Annotated in this window: 23 protein-coding genes; 11 read left to right on the top strand and 12 right to left on the bottom strand. The window is 70.1% G+C overall.

Annotated elements, in window-relative coordinates:
* Positions 1-60: 60 nt before the first annotated feature.
* Entirely contained in the window at positions 61-795 is a 735-nt protein-coding gene (locus KZC50_RS10285) for a phosphotransferase (protein WP_310891632.1), read from the bottom strand.
* The gene (locus tag KZC50_RS10280) at positions 792-2,375 is read right to left on the bottom strand and encodes an MFS transporter (protein ID WP_310891631.1); all 1,584 of its coding nucleotides are present in this window, start codon (positions 2,373-2,375) and stop codon (positions 792-794) included. The genes KZC50_RS10285 and KZC50_RS10280 overlap by 4 nt, the downstream gene beginning before the upstream one ends.
* A gap of 63 nt (positions 2,376-2,438) precedes the next feature.
* On the opposite strand from KZC50_RS10280, the gene KZC50_RS10275 reads away from it, so the two are divergent.
* Positions 2,439-3,416, top strand: a complete 978-nt coding sequence (locus tag KZC50_RS10275; protein WP_310891630.1) for an FUSC family protein — start codon at positions 2,439-2,441, stop codon at positions 3,414-3,416.
* A gap of 60 nt (positions 3,417-3,476) precedes the next feature.
* On the opposite strand, the gene rpsA is transcribed toward KZC50_RS10275, so the two are convergent.
* Positions 3,477-4,931 carry a 30S ribosomal protein S1 gene (gene rpsA, locus KZC50_RS10270; protein WP_310891629.1) on the bottom strand — a complete coding sequence of 485 codons (1,455 nt, stop codon included), beginning with the start codon at positions 4,929-4,931 and terminating at the stop codon, positions 3,477-3,479.
* A gap of 353 nt (positions 4,932-5,284) precedes the next feature.
* On the opposite strand from rpsA, the gene KZC50_RS10265 reads away from it, so the two are divergent.
* Positions 5,285-6,895, top strand: coding sequence for a sodium-dependent transporter (locus tag KZC50_RS10265; protein WP_310891628.1), 1,611 nt, complete (start codon positions 5,285-5,287; stop codon positions 6,893-6,895).
* Positions 6,892-7,059 (top strand): methionine/alanine import family NSS transporter small subunit, encoded by a 168-nt coding sequence (locus KZC50_RS10260; RefSeq protein ID WP_310891627.1) that lies wholly within the window; start codon positions 6,892-6,894, stop codon positions 7,057-7,059. The genes KZC50_RS10265 and KZC50_RS10260 overlap by 4 nt, the downstream gene beginning before the upstream one ends.
* Positions 7,060-7,078: 19 nt before the next feature.
* Here the strand turns inward: KZC50_RS10260 and KZC50_RS10255 are convergent, their stop codons facing one another.
* Positions 7,079-7,858 carry an isocitrate lyase/PEP mutase family protein gene (locus tag KZC50_RS10255; protein WP_053547311.1) on the bottom strand — a complete coding sequence of 260 codons (780 nt, stop codon included), beginning with the start codon at positions 7,856-7,858 and terminating at the stop codon, positions 7,079-7,081.
* 84 nt (positions 7,859-7,942) lie between these two features.
* The gene (locus tag KZC50_RS10250; RefSeq protein ID WP_310891626.1) at positions 7,943-8,320 is read right to left on the bottom strand and encodes a hypothetical protein; all 378 of its coding nucleotides are present in this window, start codon (positions 8,318-8,320) and stop codon (positions 7,943-7,945) included.
* Between the two features lie 106 nt (positions 8,321-8,426).
* Here KZC50_RS10250 and KZC50_RS10245 point away from each other — a divergent pair, with 106 nt between their 5' ends.
* Complete coding sequence (locus KZC50_RS10245) at positions 8,427-8,960, top strand: hypothetical protein (protein WP_236968509.1); 534 nt, start codon at positions 8,427-8,429, stop codon at positions 8,958-8,960.
* Complete coding sequence (locus KZC50_RS10240) at positions 8,948-9,712, top strand: hypothetical protein (protein WP_310891625.1); 765 nt, start codon at positions 8,948-8,950, stop codon at positions 9,710-9,712. Before KZC50_RS10245 ends, KZC50_RS10240 begins: the two co-directional genes overlap by 13 nt.
* Here KZC50_RS10240 and KZC50_RS10235 read toward each other — a convergent pair.
* The 4 genes from KZC50_RS10235 to KZC50_RS10220 are packed head-to-tail and all read right to left on the bottom strand — an operon-like array spanning position 9,631 to position 14,031.
* Positions 9,631-10,998: a DUF6716 putative glycosyltransferase gene (locus KZC50_RS10235; RefSeq protein ID WP_310891624.1), complete on the bottom strand. Its 1,368-nt coding sequence runs from the start codon at positions 10,996-10,998 to the stop codon at positions 9,631-9,633. The genes KZC50_RS10240 and KZC50_RS10235 overlap by 82 nt on opposite strands.
* Positions 10,995-11,867: an N-acetylneuraminate synthase family protein gene (locus tag KZC50_RS10230; RefSeq protein ID WP_236968512.1), complete on the bottom strand. Its 873-nt coding sequence runs from the start codon at positions 11,865-11,867 to the stop codon at positions 10,995-10,997. Before KZC50_RS10230 ends, KZC50_RS10235 begins: the two co-directional genes overlap by 4 nt.
* Positions 11,864-13,081, bottom strand: coding sequence for a cytidylyltransferase domain-containing protein (locus KZC50_RS10225; protein ID WP_310891623.1), 1,218 nt, complete (start codon positions 13,079-13,081; stop codon positions 11,864-11,866). The genes KZC50_RS10230 and KZC50_RS10225 overlap by 4 nt, the downstream gene beginning before the upstream one ends.
* A complete protein-coding gene (locus KZC50_RS10220) occupies positions 13,078-14,031 on the bottom strand; it encodes a hypothetical protein (protein ID WP_310891622.1) in 954 nt (317 codons plus the stop codon). Before KZC50_RS10220 ends, KZC50_RS10225 begins: the two co-directional genes overlap by 4 nt.
* Before the next feature lie 129 nt (positions 14,032-14,160).
* Here KZC50_RS10220 and KZC50_RS10215 point away from each other — a divergent pair, with 129 nt between their 5' ends.
* Positions 14,161-15,093, top strand: a complete 933-nt coding sequence (locus tag KZC50_RS10215; protein WP_310891621.1) for a 5'-3' exonuclease — start codon at positions 14,161-14,163, stop codon at positions 15,091-15,093.
* 1 nt (position 15,094) lies between these two features.
* Here KZC50_RS10215 and KZC50_RS10210 read toward each other — a convergent pair whose 3' ends face one another.
* From KZC50_RS10210 to trpD, 3 genes are read right to left on the bottom strand one after another with little or no spacing between them, the layout of a single operon-like run.
* On the bottom strand, positions 15,095-16,369 hold the full coding sequence (locus KZC50_RS10210; RefSeq protein ID WP_310891620.1) for an MFS transporter: 1,275 nt from the start codon (positions 16,367-16,369) through the stop codon (positions 15,095-15,097).
* A gap of 26 nt (positions 16,370-16,395) precedes the next feature.
* Complete coding sequence (locus tag KZC50_RS10205; protein WP_310891619.1) at positions 16,396-17,403, bottom strand: PHP domain-containing protein; 1,008 nt, start codon at positions 17,401-17,403, stop codon at positions 16,396-16,398.
* A 13-nt stretch (positions 17,404-17,416) separates the two neighbouring features.
* Positions 17,417-18,478 (bottom strand): anthranilate phosphoribosyltransferase, encoded by a 1,062-nt coding sequence (trpD, locus tag KZC50_RS10200; RefSeq protein WP_310891618.1) that lies wholly within the window; start codon positions 18,476-18,478, stop codon positions 17,417-17,419.
* A gap of 185 nt (positions 18,479-18,663) precedes the next feature.
* Between trpD and ctaE the strand changes: the two genes are divergently transcribed.
* From ctaE to KZC50_RS10175, 5 genes are all read left to right on the top strand, one after another.
* Positions 18,664-19,305, top strand: a complete 642-nt coding sequence (gene ctaE / locus KZC50_RS10195) for an aa3-type cytochrome oxidase subunit III (protein ID WP_236968519.1) — start codon at positions 18,664-18,666, stop codon at positions 19,303-19,305.
* Positions 19,306-19,320: 15 nt separating this feature from the next.
* Entirely contained in the window at positions 19,321-20,121 is an 801-nt protein-coding gene (qcrC, locus tag KZC50_RS10190; RefSeq protein WP_310891617.1) for a cytochrome bc1 complex diheme cytochrome c subunit, read from the top strand.
* Positions 20,122-20,156: 35 nt separating this feature from the next.
* On the top strand, positions 20,157-21,236 hold the full coding sequence (gene qcrA / locus KZC50_RS10185) for a cytochrome bc1 complex Rieske iron-sulfur subunit (RefSeq protein WP_310891616.1): 1,080 nt from the start codon (positions 20,157-20,159) through the stop codon (positions 21,234-21,236).
* Entirely contained in the window at positions 21,233-23,041 is a 1,809-nt protein-coding gene (gene qcrB, locus KZC50_RS10180) for a cytochrome bc1 complex cytochrome b subunit (protein ID WP_236968522.1), read from the top strand. The genes qcrA and qcrB overlap by 4 nt, the downstream gene beginning before the upstream one ends.
* 158 nt (positions 23,042-23,199) lie before the next feature.
* Positions 23,200-23,616 carry a rhodanese-like domain-containing protein gene (locus KZC50_RS10175; protein ID WP_310891615.1) on the top strand — a complete coding sequence of 139 codons (417 nt, stop codon included), beginning with the start codon at positions 23,200-23,202 and terminating at the stop codon, positions 23,614-23,616.
* Positions 23,617-23,621: the final 5 nt, after the last annotated feature.

Genomic DNA, 23,621 nt, shown 5'->3' with positions numbered 1-23,621 from the left:
GACGCTAATGGATGCCGCGGGTGCCGTGCGGACGAATGACGCCGCGACACGCCCCCTCTCTCACGTCGCGTTCCACAGCGCGCGATAGAAGGCCTGGCGAACCGGATCGGGTTCGATCCCGTAGGCGGCGAAGAACTCCGCGTCCCACCCGGGACCGAAGTTCCATTCCAGGCTCATGACGGCCACGGCGATGTCGGCCCACCGGTCCGCGCGGCCCGCTGCCCCCACGTCGACGTGGCCCGCCCACCGGCCGCCCGCGTCGATCAGCGTGTTGGGAGCGCAGGCGTCGCCGTGACAGACGACCAGTCGGTCCACGGGCGGCGCATCATGCAACATCGCGGGCACCCGGATCCCCCGCGCCCGCGCCGCCGCGATCCGCTCGGACACGTCCCACGTGAAGGGGCACGCGTCGACCGGCAACCGTTCATGCCACTGCCGGAGCCCCGCGCCGATCGTCCGGACCGCCTGTCGCGGCGCGCGGGTCCCCCGCTCGGATACCGCGCTCTCCCCCGCCATGCCCGTCGTCACGAGCCATTCGTGCGTGGCATCCCCACCCCAGTGCCGCACGTCGGGCACGGCGGTGAACGAGGATGCCCAGCGGAGGCGATCGACCTCCTCCGCCACGGAGGTCTCGCCGCCGCGGGGCTGGAGCTTGACGAACACGACGTCGTCCTCGCGTGCGCCCCGGAACGTCACGCCGCCGGCGTCGTTGAGCCACACGGCGCTCAGGTCCGCGCCGGGCACGAGCGCGCGCACCTGATCGGGGATGTCGACCGCATGCGCCGGAATGCTCATCGGCCGGCGTCCTCCTTCTCGTACGCCGCGACCAGCGCGAGCTCGCGCTCTCTCCGCGGCAGGAAGATCGCCACCACCACCGCGCCGAGCGCGATCGCTATCGCCCCGACCGCGTACGCCGCGATAGCCCCGTCCACGAGACTCTGCTGCGCCGCCTGGACGATCTGATCCTTGTACTGCGGGTACTGCTCGGCCACGTGCATCGCCGAGGCGTAGGAGGCCTGCAGGGCGGCGACCACCTGGGCGCTGATGCTGTCCGCTTCGTCCGAGCCGGCGATGAGGGTGCCGAAGGAACGGGCGAAACCCGCGGCGAGGATCGCCCCGAGCACGCCCTGCATGATCGAGCCGCCGAGATCCCGTTGCAGATCCGCCGTGGCGGACGCCATCCCGACGCGTCGGACCGGCGTGGATTCCGTGATCGCCCGGGATGCGGGGGTCATGGCGAAGCCGGCTCCGATCCCGATGACGAGATAGGCCACGCTCACCCACCAGAAGGGGGTGGTGGTGTTCCAGAAGAGCATCGTGATGAACCCGAGCAGAACGAAGCCGTATCCGAGCAGCATCGTGAAACGCGACCCCCGGGCGAGGACCAGACGAGCCGAGTGGGGCGCGACGAGCAACAGACCGACGCCGGCGGGGATGATCGACAACGACGCGTCGAGCGTCGAGTACCCGAGGATGTTCTGCTGGAACTGCTGCCCGACGAACATCGCCCCCATGAGCGAGCCGAAGACGATGAGCCCCCCGGTGGCCGGCGCCCAGAACATCCGTCGCCGCGCGATACGCAGGTCGTACAGAGGGGAGCGCGCCCGCCGCTGACGCCACCCGAACAGGAGGAGGAGCACCGCTCCGCTGACGAGGAGGATCAGCCCGAACGTCGCCGTGGTGGGGACGAACACGGTGGACAGTCCCAGGACGAGACACGCGACCATGAACACGGACAGCACCCCGCCGAGGTGGTCGACGCGGTCGGAGTTCTCGGCCACGTGGGAGGGCACGAACAGCACGACCAGCACCAGCGCGGCCACCGCGAAGGGGACCGCGAGGAAGAACGCCGCCCCCCACCAGAACCAGAGGAGGAGGATGCCGGCCAGCACCGAGCCGATGACCGTCGCCGTCGCGGACACCGCCGACCACAGGGCGATCGCGAGCGTGCGCTGGCGGCCCGGTGCCCAGAGAGCGGTGATGAGTGAGAGTGTCACGGGATACGCCATCCCCGCGGCGATGCCCGTGCAGATCCGAGCCACCACGAGCATCTCGATCGAGGCGGCGAAGGCGGCGAAGAAGCTCACCACGACCGTCAGCGCCAGCCCGAGGACGAGCAGCTGTTTGCGCCCGTACCGATCGGCCACGGCCCCGAGGTAGAGCACCGACATCGCGAGCCCCAGCGAACACCCCACCGCGACGAGGTTGAGGGCCGTCTGCCCCGCACCGAACGCGTCGCCGATGTCCGGGAGGGCGATGTTGGCCGCCGCGAGGTTGATGTTGCACACCAGCGCTCCCAGGATGAGCGCGGTCAGCACGAGGCGGGGGCGCGGGGGCGCTTCGACGGGAGCCTGCGGCGAGGCGGGTGAACTCACGCGCCCCACCCTAGCGAGGCGGGTCACCCCGGTGTCGGCCGCGGGCTCTGCCAGGATCGCCTCGTGGCTCTTCACATCGGTCCTGCGCGGCTCACCGTCCTCGTCGGCGCGGTGCTCACACCGCTGGTCGTCGTCGCCGCGACTCCCCTCTCGAGCGCGCTGGGGGCGAGTGTCCTGGGGGTGATCGCGACGGCGGGGTCCGTCCGACGCGGCACGCCGGCGATGTGGCGCATGGCGGTGTCGTCGACGCTCGTGGCCCTGCTCGCGGGACTCGCCACGCTGACGGGCGATGCGGTGCCGATCATCGGCACGGCACTCGTGGTGATCGCCTCCCTCGCGACCAGCGCCCTCCCCCGATACGGTCTCACCGCCTCGGGTGGGATGGTCGTCACCCTCGCGGCTCTCCTTCTGATCACGCCCGTCTCGACGCCCGTCGACGACATCGGCGCGTGGGCGGGACCGGTCTTCGTCGCCCTCGTGGTGGGCGCAACGAGCGGGTGGATCGCCGCGGTGCTGTCCGTCGCCCTCCGGGGCCACACGCTCCCGCGGCCCGAGCTGCCCACCCCCACGGTGCCCTACAGCGTCCTGCTCGCCGTGCTCGCGGGTGGGTTCACGCTCGTGAGCCTGTGGGCGTTCCCCGATTCGAACGCCTGGTGGACGGTCCTCACGGTCGCGATCATCCTGCAGCCCACACGCGACCGGCTGTGGTCGAAGCTGGGCGCGCGTGTGCTGGGCACGCTGATCGGCGGAGCGGTCGCCGCCGGGCTGGCGCTGATCCTCCCCACCGCCGTCGCGCCGGTGGCGCTCGGACTCATCGCGCTCGCCGCCAACGTCGTCCTCACGGTCCGCGGCGCGGCCTATTGGAAATCGGCGACGGCCGTGACCATCACGGTGGTGATGCTCACCTTCGACCGCGACGAACTGTTGCGGGGGGACGTCGAACGCGTCCTGTTCACGCTGCTCGCCGCCGCCGTCACCGCGGCCGCGGTCGTGCTCCTCCGCGTGCTCCCGCCACGACGACGCGAACCGCGCGACGGATGAAACGGCGACGGGCCGGAACCCCGAAGGATTCCGGCCCGTCGACCGTCAGAGTGTCTCGACTCAGCGGCCGGAGAGCTTCTCGCGCAGGGCGGCGAGGGCCTCGTCGTCGGCGAGGGTGCCGACGGAGCTGCTCTCGGACGCGAACGACGAGCCGCCGACGCCGGCGGTCGCGACGGCCTCGGCCTCGGCCTCGAGGGCCTTGGCGACAGCAGCCTTGTGGGCCTCCCAGCGCGCGTGGGCCGCAGCGTACTCCTGCTCCCACTTCTCGCGCTGCTCGTCGAATCCTTCGAGCCAGGCGTTGGTCTCGGGGTCGAAGCCCTCGGGGTACTTGTACTCGCCGTTCTCGTCGTACTCCGTGACCATGCCGTACAGGGCCGGGTCGAACTCGGTGCCGTTGGGGTCGACCGACTCGTTGGCCTGCTTGAGCGACAGCGAGATGCGGCGACGCTCGAGGTCGATGTCGATGATCTTGACGAAGACCTCTTCGCCGACCGAAACGACCTGCTCAGCGAGCTCGACGTGCTTGCCGGAGAGCTCGGAGATGTGGACCAGACCCTCGATGCCGTCGGCGACGCGGACGAACGCACCGAAGGGGACGAGCTTGGTGACCTTGCCCGGCGCGACCTGACCGATCGCGTGGGTACGGGCGAACACCTGCCACGGGTCTTCCTGGGTGGCCTTCAGCGAGAGCGACACGCGCTCGCGATCGAGGTCCACCTCGAGGATCTCGACGGTGACTTCCCGGCCGACCTCGACGACCTCGGACGCGTGCTCGATGTGCTTCCACGAGAGCTCCGAGACGTGGACGAGACCGTCGACGCCGCCGAGGTCGACGAACGCACCGAAGTTGACGATCGAGGAGACCGTGCCCTTGCGGACCTGACCCTTGTGGAGGTTGTTGAGGAACGTGGTGCGCGACTCGGACTGCGTCTGCTCGAGCAGGGCGCGGCGCGAGAGCACGACGTTGTTGCGGTTCTTGTCGAGCTCGAGGATCTTCGCTTCGATCTCCTGGCCGAGGTACGGCGTGAGGTCGCGGACACGACGGAGCTCGATCAGCGAGGCGGGCAGGAAGCCGCGCAGGCCGATGTCGACGATGAGGCCACCCTTGACGACCTCGATGACCTGACCGGTGACGACACCGTCGGTCTCCTTGATCTTCTCCACGTCGCCCCACGCGCGCTCGTACTGCGCACGCTTCTTCGACAGGATGAGGCGGCCTTCCTTGTCCTCCTTCTGGAGGACCAGCGCCTCGACCTCGTCGCCGACCTTGACGACCTCGTTGGGGTCGACGTCGTGCTTGATGGAGAGCTCGCGCGAGGGGATGACACCCTCGGTCTTGTATCCGACGTCGAGGAGGACCTCGTCGCGGTCGATCTTCACCACGGTGCCTTCGATGAGGTCGCCGTCGTTGAAGAACTTCAGGGTCTTTTCGACCGCGGCCAGGAAGTCTTCGGCAGATCCGATGTCGTTGATCGCGACCTGCTTGATGGCCGGGGCGGTCGTTGCGGTAGTCATGTAGTGGGTTGTCCTTGGATGGTTGGGGTATCGGGGCCCGACGGAGTGGTTCTCTCCGGATGCCGGAGGCAGGCGGATGCCCTCGCCGTGGCCGGGTGGATGGGGTCGTACGCGTCATTCCCCGTCCGGAGACGGCGGGCACGCCGAAGCGCGTCCTGAGAATGACACTTCAGGCTATCAGAGAGCCCGGCCCGTGCGCGATCCTGCGCCCGCGCATGCGCCGAGGGCGGGCGCCCGTACCGGAACAGGTCGACTGCGGCGACATCGTCCTCTTTCCGCCGGATCTCCTGTGTCCGACACCGTCGCCCTGATAGCGTGCGACGCAGCCGAGCGACCAGCGAAGGACGGTACTCATGAGTTCAGCAGCCCGTGGAACCTCCGCCCCCGACTCCGCGGAGCGGCCCCGGGAGGAATGGACCGGCCAGCTCGGGTTCATCCTCGCCGCGATCGGCTCCGCCGTCGGTCTCGGCAACATCTGGCGCTTCCCCGGTGTGGCGTACGAGAACGGCGGCGGGGCGTTCCTCATTCCGTACCTCGTCGCGCTGATCACCGCCGGCATCCCGATCCTCTTCCTCGACTACGCCATCGGCCACCGATTCCGCGGGGCGGCGCCCACGGCGTTCCGCCGGCTCGGGGGCCCGCGTCACGGCCGCTGGCTCGAGGGACTCGGATGGTTCCAGGTCGCCATCGCGTTCGTCATCGGTCTCTACTACACGGCGGTCATCGCGTGGGCGGCGAGCTTCTTCATCTTCTCGTTCGACCTCCGCTGGGGCGATGACACGCAGGCCTTCCTGCTCAACGAGTACCTCCAGGTGGGCGAGCCCGGCTTCAGCCTCGAGTTCGTCCCCGGCGTGCTGATCCCGCTCGCGATCGTCTGGATCGCGGTGATCGCCGTCCTTGCCGCCGGAGTCGCCAAGGGCATCCAGCGGGCGAACCTCATCTTCCTACCGCTGCTGGTGGTGGCCTTCCTCATCCTGGTGGTGCGCGCCCTCTTCCTCGACGGCGCCGTCGACGGCCTCAACGCGCTGTTCACGCCCGACTGGGCGGCGCTGGCGAACCCGGATGTGTGGATCGCCGCCTACAGCCAGATCTTCTTCTCGCTGTCGATCGCCTTCGGCATCATGATCACGTACGCGTCCTACCGACGCCGCCGCGCGAACCTCACCGGGCCGGGTCTGGTCGTGGCCTTCTCGAACTCCTCGTTCGAGATCCTCGCGGGCATCGGCGTCTTCGCCACGCTCGGGTTCTTCGCGTTCGAGCAGAACGTCTCGGTCGCAGACCTCGAGGGCCTCACGGGCGTGGGGCTGTCCTTCATCACCTTCCCCGCGATCGTGTCGCAGATGCCGGGCGGTCCGATCTTCGGAGCACTGTTCTTCGGGTCGCTCGTGATGGCCGGGTTCACGTCGCTTCTGTCGGTCCTGCAGGTCGTGTCGGCGGCCATCCAGGAGAAGACGAGGCTGTCTCCGCGGCGTGCCGCGGTCGCGCTCGGCGTGGTCTCGGCGATCCTCTCGATCCTGCTGTTCTCCACCACGACCGGCCTCATCGCGCTGGACACCACCGACCACTGGGCCAACAACATCGGCATCGTCGCGTCGGCGATCGCGACGTCCGTGCTCGTCATCTGGGTGCTGCGCAAGGGCGGCGAACTGCGGTTCCACCTCAACGCCGTCTCGACGTTCCGGGTCGGCAGGGTCTGGGTCTTCCTCGTCGGTGGACTGGCGCCCGTCGTCCTCACCTACATGCTGGTGACGCGGATCATCGCGCTCCTCATCGACGGCTACGAGGGATACCCCGGCGAATACCTCGCGGTCGTCGGCTGGGGCACCGTGCTCCTCCTCGTCGTCGCCGCCGTCATCCTGCCGCTCGTCCCGTGGAAGAGACGGCCCGACGACTTCACCGCGTGGCCTCCGGTCGACGAGGCCTCCGCGACGACCCTCCTCGCCCGCCGAAAGGACGCACGATGACCCCCATCGCCATCACCTTCCTCGTCCTCGCCATCGTCGTCGTCTGGGGCGGACTCATCGCGAGCGTGGTCTTCCTCGCGCGGCAACCGGAGCGGGCCGAGTTCCCCGCCGGGGGCACCGACGATCATCGCGAGGATGCCGGGCCCGTCGAGCGCGACACATGACCCGGCCCGCACCCGCGCCTCAGTTGAGTGCGCGCGTGCCCTCGGGGACGACTCCGTCGGAATAGAGCTCGGACGCGACATCCTGCAGCGCCGTCAGCGCGACGCGCTGCGTCATGGGGCCGTAGGAGATGCGCGCCACCCCGAGGGCCTCGTACTCCCCCGCCGTCAGCGCACCCGGCAGTCCGATCACGCTGACCTTGCGCTCACCGATGCCGTCGACGAGTGCGCGGGTGACATCGGCCGACAGGACGCCGGGGACGAACACCAGATCGGCACCGGCGTCCAGATAGGCGCGGCCCCGCGTCACGGCGTCGTCGATCGACTCGCGCACCGGTCGGTCGCCGCCCCGCACGAACGCGTCGGTACGCGCGTTCAGCACGAAGGGCACACCCTCCGCCGCACCGGCTGCGATCACCGCTTCGACCGCGCGCACGGAGTCCGCCAGGGGCCGGAGGCGGTCCTCCATGTTGGCGCCGACCACGCCGACACCGATCGCGCGCCGCGCCGTCTCGCCGGGGTCGCCGAAGCCGGCATCGAGGTCCGCACTGACGGGCAGGGCCCCGGCGGTCTCGACGATGCGCGCGACCATGTCGAGCATGAGGTCGCGGGGGATGTTCTCGCCGTCCGGGTACCCGAACGTCGCCGCGATCGAATGACCCGCGGTCGCGAGCGCGCGCGTCTCCGGCAGGGCCGCCACGGTCGCCGCGGAGACGGCGTCCCAGACGTTCACCACGCGGAGGATCTCCGGGGCGCGGTGCAGGTCGGCGAGCGTACGGGCTTTGTCCTGTGAAGTGGTCATGCGCTCACGCTAACGACCGCCCCGACCGGGGACCGGGGCTTGCGTCCGACGCCGCTCGCGGCGAGGATGCGGCCCCGCAGGAGGTCAGCCCGAGACGTCCACGGTGAAGGTCACCGGCTGGATGCCGCCGTCGGAGTTCTCCAGCACCACCGTGGTCGAGCCCTCGGCGAGCGCCGTGACGCCGGGGTTGAACACCGTGCCGCCCTCCTCGCGACCGGCCGTGAACTCCGCCACCGCGGGGTCGGACACTTCGCCGCTGTAGCTGTCGACCGCGAGGTCGCCGGTGTTGATGTTGAGCACCTGGCCGACGACCAGATCGACCGCCTGCCCCTGGAGGTCCCCGACGTCGAGGGTGACCGGCGCGATCACCGGTGTGGGAGCGGGTTCCTGCTGCGCGCAGGCCGCGAGGGAGAACAGACCGACCGCCACGACCGAAGCCGTCAGGACTCTCGAGATTCGCATGCGCTCAGCATGGCACCGCGGGTGACGGCGAGGGAAGCGACGCGCGGCGTCCGCCCTGTGGATAACCGCTCCGGCGCGGCGCCACGGCGGTTACCGTGGTCGCGTGATGACTCGCTGGACCGGCACGCTCCTCCTCGCTCTCGTGACGGGGGCGCTCCTGACGGGCTGCGCGCCCGACGCGTCCGAGCCGACACCGACACCGTCGTTCTCGAGCGACGAGGATGCCTTCGCCGCCGCCGAAGCGACCTATCGCGCCTACGTCGACGCCCTCAACCAGGTGGATCTGAGCGACCCCGCCACCTTCGAACCCGTCTACGCCTGGACCACCGGCGAGGCCAATGCAAACGAGCGCAAGTCATTGAGCCAGATGTCAGCGGACGGATGGCAGGTAGAGGGCGACACCGTAGTCGCTTCCTTCTTGCGTCCTACAGCCCCATCGACCGACAGTCCAACAGCAGCCGTCGTGTGTAGCGACGTCTCCCGCGTCGAAGTCGTTGATTCGGGTGGGACTTCCGTTGTTCCGGACGCTCGCCCCGACGTATACGCGCTGTCGGTCACGTTCGTACCGGAGCCGGACGCCGAGTTCGGCCTGAAGATAAGCAGCAGCAACGCTGTCGAGGACGACAGATGCGGACCGTAGCTCTGGTGTTGGCGCTCATGCTTGCTCCACAACCCCTGTCCGTCCCCACAAGTTCATGCACTGGGTCAAGCACCTGGACCTTCTGCGACGTCACGTCGACGGACGGGACGCAGGTCGACATCAGCGCGGGCATCACCACCCCGGGGGGTGGTGGGAATTCCGGGGGCGGTGCTCCGCCACAGGATGCGGCGCAGCCCGGCGCCGCGGTCGAGCCGGAGGACTGCGGGCCGCTCGGATGCCGCGGCAACTACACCGTCGTCACTCCGCCCGACGTCACGATCGATGATCTCGCCTCCTTCCGCCCGGCGTCACCGAGCATCAGCGGGCAGCCCGACGGCTTCGGCGTGACGGGGATGCCGACGAACGTCGTGGCGGCCGCGTCCGAACAGATCATCCCGGGCACGATCCTCGGCTGGGACGTCGTGGTCCGCTTCACGCCCTCCGGCTACGTGTTCGTCTACGGCGACGGCACGCAGGCGCGCGCGACCTCGGGCGGATCGACATGGGAGAGCCTCGGGCAGGGTCAATTCACGCCCACGTCGACCAGCCACGTCTACCGCTCGCGCGGCGTCTACCCGGTCGTCGTCGCCGTGGAGTACGCCGCGGCGGTCGACTTCGGCAGTGGTACCTGGCGTCCGGTCGACGGTGTCGTCACGGCACGCTCGGGCGCCTACCCGGTCGAGGTCGTCGACGTCCGTACGGCGCTCGTCGACCGCTCCTGCGCCGAGGATCCCCTCGCCGCGGGCTGCTGACGATCGCTTCGCGCCGCCGCACGGTTGCGCACCCGGCGCGCCGCACGCACGACCGCGCGGACGGGGATCCCGACGACGGTCGCGAGGCGACCCGCCGCCGACGTGTCGAGCGGACCCAGGACGACCTTCCGGTCCCAGGCAGCCCGCAGAGTCCCCCCGCGTCCCGCGACGGGCGGGCGTGGAACCAGGTCGCCGCGACGGCGAGCGCGGACGAGCCTCGCGGTCTGTTCCTCCCAGTCGTCCGCGGACAGGTCGTGGAAGTAGTTCTCCGCGAGCCAGTGCGGCGCCGGATGCCGGAATCGCCGCGCCTCGACATCCGCCTCCGATCCGAGGAGACCGGCGTCGGCGAGCACTTCGTTGATCAGTTCGGCCGACACACCGAAGCTGTCCAGCGCGATCACCCCGACACCGCGCGCGATCGCTTCGATCGCCGCGGTGGAGCTGACCGTGACGAGCCCTCCGGCACTGTCGAGCGCCCGAGCCATCGGCGCCGTCGAGAACACGAGGTTTTCCGGCATCGGCCCGAGTTCCGCGACGAGATCGCGATAGTCCGTCTCCTCGAGGTGCGTCTGGCTCTCGCCCGGCTTGGCGCGCAGTTTCACCACGACCCGGCGATCCGGACGCGCGCGCGCCGCCCGCACGAGGAGGCGCGCGACGTGCCGCCGGTGCGCGGCGAGCGCCGGAACCTTCGCCTGCGCGGCGAAGACCAGGTCGGCTCCCGCGGCGGTCGCCGCGGTCTCGCCGACAACCGCCGTATGCCTTTCCGTCACTCCGCCCCGCGCGAAGGGGAGGGTGGCGAGCGCGAAGCGATGCGGAACACCCTGCTCCCGCGCGAGGGCGGTGAAGTCGCGGCGTTCGCGCTGCGAGTGCACGACGAACAGGTCGCACTGGGCGCGGTAGAGCAGGGCCTTGCGCGTCGCCGGGATGGAGATCCCGGGGAGCCCCGTGACGATCACCGGCCGCGGGACGATGTCGGCCACCACCGACGCGAGCAACCGGACGAGGGGGCCGCGACCGGCCACCAGCACGACGTCGGGCGGGTCCGCACGAAGACGCTCCGCGACGACCTCGAGGTCGCGACGCTCGACGTCGAGTGCGGCGAGACCGCTCCCCGCGAGCGCACTGGTCAGCTGCGCGTCGCTCACGACCAGTGGCGTCGTCACCACCGTCAGCACCGGAGACCACGCGGGTCCGAGCGCGCCCAGCAGGTGCGCCGCCCACTTCACGTAGGAGTCGGTGTCGGCGAGTCCTACGATCCGCAGGGGTGCGGCATCCGCTCCGCTCACGCGGGGACGCGGCGGAGCTTCGCCATCGGTGCGAGCTCGCCCGGGTACACCCGCTTCACCCCGTCGCCGAGCGCCGACTCGATGACACGGATGTCGCGCACGAGGTGAGTCAGCCCGGTCGGCTCCAGCGATGCGGCGTGATCGGAGCCCCACATCGTGCGGTCGAGGGTGATGTGCCGCTCGACGGCCACGGCGCCGAGCGCGACCGCGGCGAGGGAGATCTGCAGTCCGCGCTCGTGGCCGGAATAGCCGACGGGGACACCGGGGAAGCGCTCCCGCAGCGCGGGGATCATCCGCAGGTTCGCCTCCTCCGGCTCCATCGGATAGGTCGACGTCGCGTGCATCAGCACCAGCCGATCAGTGCCGAGGACGCTCACAGCCGCGTCGATCTCGGCCATCGTCGACATCCCCGTGGAGAGGATGACCGGCTTGCCGGTGTCGGCGAGCGCCCGCAGGAGGGCGTGGTCGGTGAGACTCGCGGAGGCGACCTTGTGCGCGGCGACGCCGAGCTCCTCCAGGAACGCCACGCTCGGCACGTCCCACGGCGACGCGAACCACTCGAGGCCCCGGAGCAGCGCGTGATCGGAGATCTCGATGTACTGCGCCCGATCGAACTCCACGCGCCGGCGGTAGTCGAGGTAGGTCATCGTCCCCCACGGCGTCTCCCGCGGGACGTCGCGCATGTGCTCGGGGGTGGCGATCTCAGGCGTCCGCTTCTGGAACTTCACCGCGTCGGCGCCGGCATCCGCCGCGACGTCGATGAGACGCTTGGCGAGGTCGACGTCGCCGTTGTGGTTGAGGCCGATCTCGGCGATGACGTAGGCCGGGCGGCCGCCGCCGATGACGCGGGTTCCGATGGTGACGGTCACGGGTTCTCTTTCGTCGGGGCTGCGGCGACGCCGGAGCCGGGGAGGGATGCCGCCGGGGCGGCGTCGCGCGCGGACAGCACGCGCTCGGCGAGATCGCGAACGGCCCCGTCGCCGCCGGGGGTGTCCAGGACGACCCGGGCTGCTGCCCGCACGCGCGGGTGCGCGTCGGGGACCACCACCGGCCAGCCGACGATCTCCAGGCACGGCAGGTCGTTGACGTCGTTGCCGAGGTAGGCGATGCGGGACAGCGGGAGGCGGTGCTCCGCCGCCCACGCGCGGAGGGCCGCGGCTTTGTCGTCGCAGTGCTGCACGACGTCGACTCCGAGCTTGCGGGCCCGCGCTGTGACGACCGGGTTCGCCTCGGTCGACAGGATCAGCATCGGAACGCCCGCGCGGCGCAGGAGCGAGACGCCCATGCCGTCCGAGCGGCTCACACGGACCGTTTCGACGCCGTGCTGATCGAGCAGTGCCGTGTCGTCGGTGTGGACGCCGTCGAAGTCGGTGACGACCGCGTCGACGTCGAGCGGCTCCGGTCGGTCCACGAGCGGGGCGAGCGCACGCGCGACGGCCAACTCGTCCTCGGTGTCGATCTCGATCGCCGTGCGGGCGGCGACCTCGGTGATCCCGACGCTGCCGAAGAAGCGGTGACGGGTCACACGGAAGGCCTTCGCGCGGAGCACGTAGAACGCCCCCGTCTCCAGGAAGTGCGGTTCGCGATCCTGCCGTCGCGGACGCGCGGACGCCCCGTGGTTGACCGCCTCCGCGGCGTCGCCTGTCGCGCGGCGCCACAGGAATCCGTATGTCTCCACAGCCGAGAAGACCACGTCGCGTCGGCGCGACCGGACCAGCCGGACTGCGTCCCCCAGGGCCGGGACGTCGAGGAACGGGCTCGTGGCCTGGAGGAGCACGACCACGCCGATCGCGTCGGCATCCGGATCCAGAGTCTCCAGAACGTGGAGGACCGCGCTCTCCGAGCTGGCCTCGTCGCCGGCCAGCTCAACGGGCCGCTCGACGACCTCCGCGCCCCACTCCGCCGCCACCGCGGCGATGTCGGCGTCATCGGTCGAGACGATCACCCGGTCGATCTCGGGGCATCGCCGCGCGGCGGCCACGGCGCGGGCGACGAGGGGCACGCCGCCGACGCGCCGGAGGTTCTTCCGCGGCACACCCTTCGATCCCCCGCGCGCGGGGATGACCGCGACCACGGCGCTCACCGGTCTCGACCGATCGTCGCGGGCGCGGCGAGGCACGGACCGACATCCGCGGGCCCCACGTGCAGGCGCGAACCCGACCCGGCCAGGATCGGCGGCAAGGTCGTCGTCGTGCTCGAGGGGAGGGTGAACAGGGCGAGCGCGCGGGTGGTCCCGGCCAGCAGCACCTCGATCGGGAGGGCGGGCTCCACGATCCGGATGCCCGGGACCGCGGCCACGGCAGCGCGTTGCGCCGTCGACGCGCGACGGTGCGGGACGTACACCGCGGGGCCTCGGTCCGCGACACGACCGATCCATTCCCGGTACTCGGACAGCGGCATCCGCCCGTCTGTGGGTCGCGCGCTGCCGAGGATGATGCGCGCGCCGAGGGTCTCGCGGACCGCGCCGGTCGACGTGCGCGGAGGGGTGCGGCGGATCCCCGCGAACCGGTGGCGGGAGATGCGGTAGCCGCGTTCCTCCAGCGCCGCGACGCGTGCGTCTCCGAGGTCGAAGGCGGTGAAGATCTCCACTTGACCGGCCACGGCCCGACGGGCGACGCGCTCATGCGCGAGCGGTCCGAGCAGGCGGTGCAGGCGCCCCTCGCGTTGATGCGGACGCTCGTACGGGCGCTCGCCGGCGAGCGTGGCGGCGTAGGCGAGCGCTCCCGCGCCGTCGTCGAGGAAGGTCAGCCGGCGTGGACCGAGCACGGTGGCCGCGAGCCGGAACTGCCCCGAGAACCCGTCGCCGATCAGCCAGTGTCCGTGACGCGCCAGCATCGCCCACGGGATGCCGACGTACGGCTCCAGGACGCCGAACCGCGCCCCGCGGGCGAGGAGCTCCTCCGCGGTCTCGGACATCTGCGGCGTGAGCCTCCCGGCCACGCCCACGGTCTTGCCGTGCGTCTCGGCCCATTCGGCGGCGCCGAGGAGCTGGAGCGGGGACTCCACCCACGCCATGACATCGGTTCGTCCCATGTCGCCTCCTGCCCTCGCCGTTCGCGCCACCTTCCGCGCCGAAGGCGACCGGGGCGTGGCGCGGGCGAGTCCGTCGCGCGTCCATTCGGTGAACTCCCGCCGTCGGGGGGCGCGTGACAGGATGAGGGCGTGACCGACCGCCTGCTGCTGCTGGACTCCGCCTCGCTCTATTTCCGGGCCTTCTACGGTGTCCCCGACTCGGTGCGCGCAGACGACGGCACGGTCGTCAACGCCCTCCGAGGCTTCCTCGACATGGTCGCCAAGCTCATCCCCCTCTCCGAGGCCACCCACGTCGTGGCGTGCTGGGACGACGACTGGCGTCCGCAGTGGCGTGTGGATCTTCTTCCGACGTACAAGACGCATCGCGTGGTGGCGGAGGTGGCGGCCGGACCCGACGTCGAGGAGGTCCCCGATCCCCTCGAGGCGCAGGTTCCGCTCATCCGCGCGGCGCTGGGACTCCTGGGCATCCCCGTGGTGGGAGCGGCTGAACACGAGGCCGATGACGTGATCGGCACCCTCGCGACGCACGCGCGCATGCCCGTCGACATCGTCACCGGCGACCGCGATCTCTTCCAGCTGATCGACGACGCCCGAGACGTGCGCGTCGTCTACACGGCGCGCGGCATGAGCAACCTCGAGACCGTGACCGACGACGTCGTGGTCGCCAAGTACGGCGTGCGCGCCGCGCAGTACGCCGACTTCGCCACGCTGCGCGGCGATGCCTCCGACGGCCTCCCCGGGGTCGCCGGCATCGGCGACAAGACCGCGGCCGCGCTGCTCGCCGCGCACGGCGACATCGCCGGCATCCGTGCCGCCGCGGACGCGCCCGACAGCGGTCTGAGCGCGGGAGTGCGAGCCAAGATCATCGCGGGCGCCGACTATCTCGCGGTGGCCCCTCGAGTGGTCGCCGTCGTCCGCGATCTGGATCTCCCCGAGGTCGACGCGCGCCTGCGGACGCCGGATACCGATTCCCGCGCGGAGGCGGAGGCCTTCGGACGCCGATGGGGCGCTGCGGCGGCGATGGGGCGCGCGTTGGCGGCGATCTCGGCAGCAGCCGACTGACTCAGCGCCGGGCGCGGCCCGCCGCCGCCACCGCCGTCGACAGGGCGACGCAGTAGACGATCGCGAGCGCGAGCAGGAGGACGAGTCCGCCGGTCCAGCGGCCGGTGATCTCGTGGATGAGGCCCATGGCAGGGCCACCGAGCGCTCCGACGGCATAGCCGCCGCCCTGGATGAGCGCCGACATCCCGGCCGCTTCCCGGTCATCGCGTGCGACGGCGACGAGCGCCGAGAAGATCACCACGAATCCTCCCGAGTGACCGATCGCCCCGGCGATCAGCCACACCCACAGCAGGTCGGGCGCGAGGAGCATCCCGCCGGTGACGAGGATCCAGCACACGCAGATCACCATCGGGGCCACCGCGCGCGGGGCGTAGCGCGCGAGGAGCGGCACCAGGAACGCCCCGACGACACCCACCCCCTGATAGACGGACGCGAGGGCGCCCGCCGCGGTGGCGCCGAGGCCGAGGGTGTCGGCGGCGAGCGTGGGCAACCACGTCGTCAGCGCGTAGTAGATGGTGCACTGGGCGGCGAAGGAAGCCAGGAGCAGCCAGGTGACGGGGCGACGGGCGAAAGATCGCTCGCGCCGCGCGACGACGACCGGGAGCGGCCCCGTGAGGCGGGCCACCTCCCCGCCACCTCCGCCGGATGCGACCGCCGTGGCCGTCGCCGGCCCCGAGAACCGGTCCCCGGATCGTCGGGCTCGCCGGAGATGCACGCTCCACAGCGCGATGCCCGCCACGGTCAGGATGCCCCAGGCCAGCAGAGCCGCCGGCCACCCGATGAGCGAGGCCAGCGGGGCGGTGGCAAGGGAGGTCAGGAGCGATCCGACGTTCAGCATCGCCACGTAGGCCGCGGTCACCACGGCGACCCTCGGCCCCGGGACATCCCGTCGGATGATCACCGGAATGACCACATTGCCGATCGTCACGGCCGCTCCGATGACGAGCATCCCCGCGAGCATCCACTCGAATCCGGGAACCGTCCGGATGAGCGTGCCGCACAGGACGCCCGTGAGCGAGATCAGCAGCGCGATCTCGGCGCCCGCCCGGCGGATGACCAGCGCCGCCACCGGAGTGAGGAGCGCGAACATCAGCACCGGTGCGGTTGTGATCAGTCCCGCGGCGGCAGAGCCGATTCCGAGGTCGTCCTCGATCTCACGGAGCACGGGCGTGGGCGCGACGATCGGACCGCGCAGACTGATCGCGGCGACGAGGATGCCGACCACGACCAGGGCGATACCCGTTCCGGGGACGAACGGTCGGTTGCCGGCGGTCACGCGCCGAGTCTAGGCGGCGGTCCGGGTCACGCCCCGCGGGGTCGTCGGCCCGCGATCCAGTCCTTCAGGCGCGGGAGTGACCACGTCGTCACGATCCGGTCGGCGGGGATCCCGGCGTCCTCGGCCCTCCGCGCGCCGTGGTCGAGGAGCGAGAGCTGGCCCGGCGCGTGGGCGTCCGAGTCGATCGAGAACAGGCAGCCCGCCGCAAGGGCGATCGCGATCAGTTCCTCCGGCGGATCCTGTCGCTCCGGCCGGGAATTGATCTCCACGGCGACGCCGTGGGCCGCGCACGCGTCGAAGACCGCCGCCGCGTCGAACACCGACGGGGGGCGCATGCCACGGGCACCCTCCACCAGCCGGCCGGTGACATGCCCGAGCACGTCGACGCGACCTCCCGCGACGGCGGCGACCATCCGCCTCGTCATCGCGTCCGCATCCATCCGCAGCTTCGAATGCACCGACGCCACGACGATGTCCAGCTGGGCGAGGAGCTCGGCGTCCTGGTCCAGGTCGCCGTCGTCGAGGATGTCGACCTCGATCCCCCACAGCATGGTGAAGGCGTCCGTCCCGAGCCCGCGGACGACATCGCGCTGTGCACGCAGCCGATCCGCACTCAGGCCGTGAGCGACGCGCAGACGCGGAGAGTGGTCGGTGAGCGCGAGGTACTCGTGGCCGAGCTCCCGTGCCCCCGCGGCCATGAGCGCAGGGGAGGTGAGCCCGTCCGACCAGTCGCTGTGGGCGTGCAGGTCCCCGCGAAGGAGCCCGCGCAGCCGGGAGTCCTGCTCGACGCCGGCACGCGTGCGGAGATCCGCGAGATAGTCCGGGACGACTCCCGCGCGCGCTTGGACGATCACCGCGAGGGTCGACTCCCCGATCCCCTTCGTGCGCCGCAGAACCGCCACGTCGTCCAGCTGGGCGTCGGTCAGGCCGGCGACGGCATCCGCCGCCACGCGGAACGCGCGCGACTTGTACCGGGACGACCGCTCGCGCTCGAGCAGACCCGCGATCTCGCTCAGTGCCGCGTGCGGGTCCATCGTGCCTGCCGGGTCAGCCTGCGAGATCGCGCGTGGCGTCGACCCAGCGCTGAAGGGTGGACGCCGCCGCGCCGGAGTCGATCGCCGATGCGGCATCGTCGCGCGCCTCCGCGAGCCGCTCGAGGATCGGACGCTGCACCTGCCCCGCGTCTCGGAACAGACGGTAGGCCACCAGACCCGCCGCGGCGTTCAGCAGGACGATGTCGCGGACGGCGCCGCTCTCGCCCTGGAACGTGCGGTGGACCACCGCCGCGTTGTGCGCGGGATCTCCGCCGAGGAGATCGGAGATGTCGGCGAGAGGGATGCCGAGATCGCGCGGATCCAGATCATGCTCGTGGATGTCGCCGCGGCTCACCTCCCACAGACGGCTGTGACCGGTGGTCGTCAGCTCGTCCAGCCCGTCATCGCCGCGGAAGACGAGTGCCGTCGCGCCGCGGGTGCGGAAGACACCGGTGATGAGGGGCACACGGTCGAGATGGGCGACACCGACCGCGTTCGCCTCGGCCCGGGCGGGGTTGCACAGAGGCCCGAGGAAGTTGAACACCGTCGGGACCCCGAGCTCCTTCCGGGTGGCTGCGGCGTGACGGAAGCCGGGGTGGAAGGCTGCGGCGAAGGCGAAGGTGATCCCGGCCCGGGGCAGGGCTTCGGCGACGGCCTCCGGGGAGAGACTCAGATCCACGCCGAGGGCGCCGAGGACGTCGGAGGATCCCGAGGAGGAGCTGGCGGCGCGATTGCCGTGCTTGACGACGGGGACGCCGGTCGCGGCGGCCACGAGCGCGGCCATCGTCGAGACGTTGACCGTTCCGAAGCGATCCCCGCCGGTGCCGACGATGTCGAGGACTCCCGGGTCGACCGGGAGCGGAAGAGCCGACTCCAGGATGGCGTCGCGGAATCCGACGATCTCGTCGACCGTCTCCCCCTTCGCGCGCAGTGCGATCAGGAACGCGGCGAGTTGAGAAGGCGTGGCCGTGCCGCGCATGATGCCGCGCATCGCCCAGGTCGACTCCGAAACGCTCAGATCGCGTCGGTCGAGAAGGGTGGTCAGGACATCCGGCCAGGTGTACAGCTCCGCCATTCCACCGAGCCTACTGGCGACGGCGAATCGAGATCGATCCGTGACCCGGATGCCGCTGTCCGGTGTTCAGCGCTCTCGTCGGGGGTTCTCAGCCGATTCCCGGCCCGCGCGAAGGCCCGTCCGAGGTGCATGCCGGGCGAAAGTATCTCCGTCGGTGCGATCCAGCGGGCCGGGTATCGGCCATAATGGTGAGCGTGACGACCTCCACTGCGACCTACTCCCAGGCCATGCGGTCCGTCAAGCGGCCGGATCCGGTCGCCGTCGGAACCATCGTGTGGCTCGGCAGCGAGGTGATGTTCTTCGCGGGTCTCTTCGCGATCTACTTCACCCTGCGCAGCACCTCGCCCGAGCTCTGGGCCCAGGAAAGCGCGCTGCTGAATGTCCCTTTCGCGACCGTGAACACGATCATCCTGGTCATGTCCTCCGTGACGTGCCAGATGGGCGTCTTCGCCGCTGAGCGCTTCCAGCCGTACTCGACGAAGAAGCGCGGCATCCTCGGCTGGGGAATGGTGGAGTGGTTCTGGCTGACCTTCGCGCTCGGCGCCATCTTCGTCTCCGGCCAGGTGTGGGAGTACGCGCAGCTCGTCGCCGAGGGCGTCGCGATCGACACGAACGCCTACGCCTCCGCCTTCTACCTGACGACCGGGTTCCACGCCCTGCACGTCACCGGCGGTCTGGTCGCCTTCCTCCTCGTCATCGGCCGCGCTTACGCGGTGAAGAACTTCGGCCGCAAGGAGATGACCTCCTCGATCGTCGTCTCGTACTACTGGCACTTCGTCGACGTGGTGTGGATCGCTCTGTTCCTCGTCATCTACTTCCTGAAATAGGAGCTGATTCCCGACATGGCACGCACCACACAGCGCCGCAATCACGGACGTCGCAGCCCTTGGGCAGCCGCCGCGCTGATCGGCATCGGCCTGCTCATCACGGGCGGGGCCTACGCGGGCGCATCCGCCGCGATGGCGTCGACGACCGAGCCGACGATCAACTCCGCGCTGACCATCGACGACGGCAAGAAGCTCTTCCAGGCGAACTGCGCGACCTGCCACGGACTCGACCTCCAGGGAAGCCTCGAGGGCCCCGCGCTCTACGGCGTCGGCGAGCTCTCCGTGCACTTCCAGATGAGCACCGGTCGCATGCCGCTGCAGATGCAGGGCCCCCAGGCTCCGCAGAAGCCGGTCCAGTTCACGGACGAGCAGATCGCCGCCATCGGCGCGTACGTCCAGTCGACCTCCCCCGGGCCGTCGTTCCCCGCGGACGCCGTGCTCGACGGCGAGGGCGACGTCGCCCACGGCGGTGAGTTGTTCCGCATCAACTGCGCGATGTGCCACAACGTCGCCGGCGCCGGTGGCGCGCTCACCGAGGGCAAGTACGCCCCGGCGCTGCACACCACGACGCCGCTGAACATGTACGCCGCGATGGTCACCGGCCCGCAGAACATGCCGGTCTTCAACGACCTGAACCTGACGCTCGAGGAGAAGCGGGACATCATCTCCTACCTGCTCTACCTGCAGGAGAACGAGTCCGCCGGTGGATTCTCGCTCGGCTCCCTCGGTCCCGTGTCGGAGGGCCTGTTCATCTGGATCTTCGGGATCGGATCTCTGATCGCGATCACCGTGTGGATCACGGCGAAATCCAACTGACCGAATCATGAACACCAGCACGAACGAGGAGCAGCATGGCACACGAGGTTGACGCCCTCGAGCACGAGAGGGAGAGCTGGAAGCCCTCGTCGGGGCTCGCCGTCGTCGTCAGCGACCCGGTGCGCAACCCGGACCTTCCTCCGCACCGCGAGCGGATGACGGACAAGGACCCGGCGGCGATGACGCGCGCGGTCCGCACCATCTACACGCTGTTCTACCTCTCGGTGGCGGGGAGCATCTGGGCGATCGCCGCCTACATGCTCTTCCCCATCGAGAGCGGTCAGATCGTCGACATCCGGGCGAACAACCTGTTCATCGGTCTCGGAATCGCCCTGGCCCTCCTCGCCATCGGCATCGCGGCGATCCACTGGTCCAAGGCGGTCATGCCCGACAAGGAGCACGTCGAGGATCGGCATGCGACCCGCGGTCGGGACGAGACCCGTGCCGCCGCCATCGAGGTCTTCGAGGTCGCGAACGAGGAGTCCGGCTTCGGCCGCCGCACGATGGTGCGCAACTCCCTCATCGCGGCGCTCGTCGCTTCCGTGGCGCCCGCGGTCGTCCTCTTCCGTGGCCTTGCTCCGTTCAACACCCCGACCAACCCGATCGCGGGAAACCCGGTCGCCCTGCTCAGCCACACGATGTGGGAGCCGGGGATGCGCCTCGCGCATGACCCGACCGGTGAGCCGATCCGCGCCGCCGACGTGACCATCGGCTCGGCGGTCCACGTCATCCCGCAGCCGCTGGCCGCCCTGTCGCACGAAGACGGCTACTTGGAGGAGAAGGCGAAGGCGATCGTCCTCCTGATGCGTCTCCAGCCGGAAGATCTCATCGAGCCGGCCGACCGCGCCGACTGGTCGTACGACGGCATCGTCGCGTACTCCAAGGTCTGCACCCACGTCGGGTGCCCCGTGGCCCTGTACGAGCAGCTCACGCACCACCTGCTCTGCCCGTGCCACCAGTCCCAGTTCGACGTGACCGATCAGGCCAAGGTCATCTTCGGACCGGCTGCCCGCCCGCTGCCGCAGCTTCCCATCACCGTGGATGCCGACGGATACCTCGTCGCCCGCAGCGACTTCACCGAGCCCGTGGGCCCGAGCTTCTGGGAGCGTCATTGAGTACCGCAACCACTGATCCGCAGGGGACGCCGGCCGAGGCCGGCACCCGCGACAAGCCGCTCGGCGGCCGCTTCGTCGGCGCCGCCTCGAACTACATCGACGAGCGCACCAGCCTCTCCGGCATGGTCAAGGAGCTCGGTCGCAAGATCTTCCCCGACCACTGGTCGTTCATGCTCGGCGAGATCGCGCTGTGGAGCTTCGTCGTCGTCCTCCTGTCGGGGACGTTCCTGACGTTCTTCTTCCAGGCCTCCATGGCCGAGGTGCACTACACCGGCGCGTATGAGCCGATGCGGGGCATCGAGATGTCGGCCGCCATGGCGTCGGCGCTCGAGATCTCCTTCGACACCCGCGGCGGTCTCCTCGTCCGCCAGCTGCACCACTGGGCCGCCCTGGTCTTCGTCGCCGGCATCGGCGTGCACATGCTGCGCGTGTTCTTCACCGGCGCGTTCCGCAAGCCACGCGAGATCAACTGGGTGATCGGATTCGTCCTGTTCATCCTCGCCATGGCCGAAGGCTTCACCGGATACTCGCTTCCGGACGACGTGCTCTCCGGCAACGGCCTCCGGATCATCGACGGCATGATCAAGGGCATCCCGCTCATCGGCACGTGGACGTCGTTCCTGTTGTTCGGCGGCGAGTTCCCCGGCACCGCGATCGTCGGTCGCCTCTACGCCCTGCACATCCTGATCCTGCCGGCGATCCTCGTGGCCCTCCTCGCGGTGCACCTGATGCTGATGATCATCAACAAGCACACGCAGTTCGCCGGTCCCGGTCGCACGAACAGCAACGTCGTGGGCTACCCGATGATGCCGGTCTACATGTCGAAGATGGGCGGCTTCTTCTTCATCGTCTTCGGCGTGCTGGTGCTGATCGCGTCGCTCTTCACGATCAATCCCATCTGGAACTACGGCCCCTACGACCCGTCACCGGTGTCCGCGGGAACGCAGCCTGACTGGTACATCGGCTTCGCGGACGGGGCTCTGCGTCTCATTCCGCCGCACTGGGAGTTCGTGCTCTTCGACCGCACCTTCTCGATGAACATCCTCGTCCCGCTCGTCGGACTCGGCGTCTTCATCGTGCTGGTGATGATCTACCCCTTCATCGAGGCGTGGGTCACGGGCGACAAGCGCGAGCACCACATCGCCCAGCGTCCGCGCAACGCCGCGACGCGTACCGCCATCGGCGCCGCCGGCGTGACCTTCTACGCCGTGCTCTGGGCCGCTGCATCCTCCGACATCATCGCCACGCACTTCTGGCTGACGATGGAGGGAGTCATCCACGGACTCCAGGCGGCACTCATCCTGGGCCCGATCGTCGCCTACTTCGTCACGAAGCGCATCTGCATCGCGCTCCAGAAGAAGGACCGTGAGATCGCACTCCACGGCTACGAGTCCGGACGCATCGTCCGCCTCCCCGGTGGTGAGTACATCGAGGTGCACCAGCCCGTCGACGAGTACGAGCGCTGGAAGCTCATCGACTACGAGACCTACGAGCCGCTCGTCGTGCGTCCGAACGCCAAGGGCAGCATCCCCTGGCACCAGAACCTCCGGGCCGCCGTGTCGCGCTGGTTCTTCGAGGACCGCCTGACCCCGGTCACGCAGTCCGAGCTCGACGCCGCGCTGGCTCACCAGCACCATGAGCTCGAACACATCGCCGAGGAAGAGGATCGCGAGCTGCAGGCCGCCCACGAGCGCGCGGGCGTTCCGGATGCACCGCACGTCCCGATCGACGACGGTCACCAGTCCGAGACCGCTGTCCGTCCTTCCAACGTGATCATCCCGGAGGACGACGGCAAGAAGTCCTGACGCTGAGTCATATGTGAGAACGGCCCCTCTTCCGAGAGGGGCCGTTCTTCTGCGCCTGACGGAGGGCCGACGCCACGGCGGAAAGAATGGCGCTCGTCGTACGCCCCATGGCGGTCCATGGAGGCCGCACCACGACCCCGCGTCGCTACGGTGGACCCATGCCGACCCCAGAAGACGCTGTCGACTACTTCCAGCGTCGCCTGCAGCACGAGACGGATCCCGCGGATGTGTATGCCGCACAACGCGCCGGAGACCGCTTCGTGATCATCGATGTCCGGAACGCCGAGGCGTGGGCCCAGGGCCGCGTCCAGGGCGCCACACACATACCGCACGCAGACCTCCCTGCCCGCGCACCCCGAGAACTCGATCCCGCTGTGCCCGTGGTGGTCTACTGCTGGAGCCCCGGCTGCAACGGCGGCGTGCGCGGCGCCCTCGCCCTCGCCTCTCTCGGATACGACGTGAAGGAGATGATCGGCGGCTTCGAGTACTGGTCGCGCGAAGGCCTCCCCACCGTCGCCGACGACGGCCCACTCCCCCGCACCTTCGATCCCCTCGTCACCGTGATGCGTCGCTGACAGGA

Origin of the sequence: Microbacterium aurantiacum, from assembly GCF_031625015.1 — a bacterium.
Classification (GTDB): Bacteria; Actinomycetota; Actinomycetes; order Actinomycetales; family Microbacteriaceae; genus Microbacterium; species Microbacterium aurantiacum.
This window is presented reverse-complemented; position numbering and strand designations above follow the sequence as displayed.

Bases quoted from the DNA above. Each gene is read 5' to 3' on its own strand.
- KZC50_RS10285 (WP_310891632.1), bottom strand. From the start codon at position 795: ATGAGCATTCCGGCGCATGCGGTCGACATCCCCGATCAGGTGCGCGCG.
- rpsA (WP_310891629.1), bottom strand. From the start codon at position 4,931: ATGACTACCGCAACGACCGCCCCGGCCATCAAGCAGGTCGCGATCAAC.
- KZC50_RS10265 (WP_310891628.1), top strand. From the start codon at position 5,285: ATGAGTTCAGCAGCCCGTGGAACCTCCGCCCCCGACTCCGCGGAGCGG.
- KZC50_RS10260 (WP_310891627.1), top strand. From the start codon at position 6,892: ATGACCCCCATCGCCATCACCTTCCTCGTCCTCGCCATCGTCGTCGTC.
- KZC50_RS10255 (WP_053547311.1), bottom strand. From the start codon at position 7,858: ATGACCACTTCACAGGACAAAGCCCGTACGCTCGCCGACCTGCACCGC.
- KZC50_RS10250 (WP_310891626.1), bottom strand. From the start codon at position 8,320: ATGCGAATCTCGAGAGTCCTGACGGCTTCGGTCGTGGCGGTCGGTCTG.
- KZC50_RS10245 (WP_236968509.1), top strand. From the start codon at position 8,427: ATGACTCGCTGGACCGGCACGCTCCTCCTCGCTCTCGTGACGGGGGCG.
- KZC50_RS10240 (WP_310891625.1), top strand. From the start codon at position 8,948: ATGCGGACCGTAGCTCTGGTGTTGGCGCTCATGCTTGCTCCACAACCC.
- KZC50_RS10220 (WP_310891622.1), bottom strand. From the start codon at position 14,031: ATGGGACGAACCGATGTCATGGCGTGGGTGGAGTCCCCGCTCCAGCTC.
- KZC50_RS10205 (WP_310891619.1), bottom strand. From the start codon at position 17,403: ATGGACCCGCACGCGGCACTGAGCGAGATCGCGGGTCTGCTCGAGCGC.
- trpD (WP_310891618.1), bottom strand. From the start codon at position 18,478: ATGGCGGAGCTGTACACCTGGCCGGATGTCCTGACCACCCTTCTCGAC.
- ctaE (WP_236968519.1), top strand. From the start codon at position 18,664: ATGGTGAGCGTGACGACCTCCACTGCGACCTACTCCCAGGCCATGCGG.
- qcrC (WP_310891617.1), top strand. From the start codon at position 19,321: ATGGCACGCACCACACAGCGCCGCAATCACGGACGTCGCAGCCCTTGG.
- qcrA (WP_310891616.1), top strand. From the start codon at position 20,157: ATGGCACACGAGGTTGACGCCCTCGAGCACGAGAGGGAGAGCTGGAAG.
- KZC50_RS10175 (WP_310891615.1), top strand. From the start codon at position 23,200: ATGCCGACCCCAGAAGACGCTGTCGACTACTTCCAGCGTCGCCTGCAG.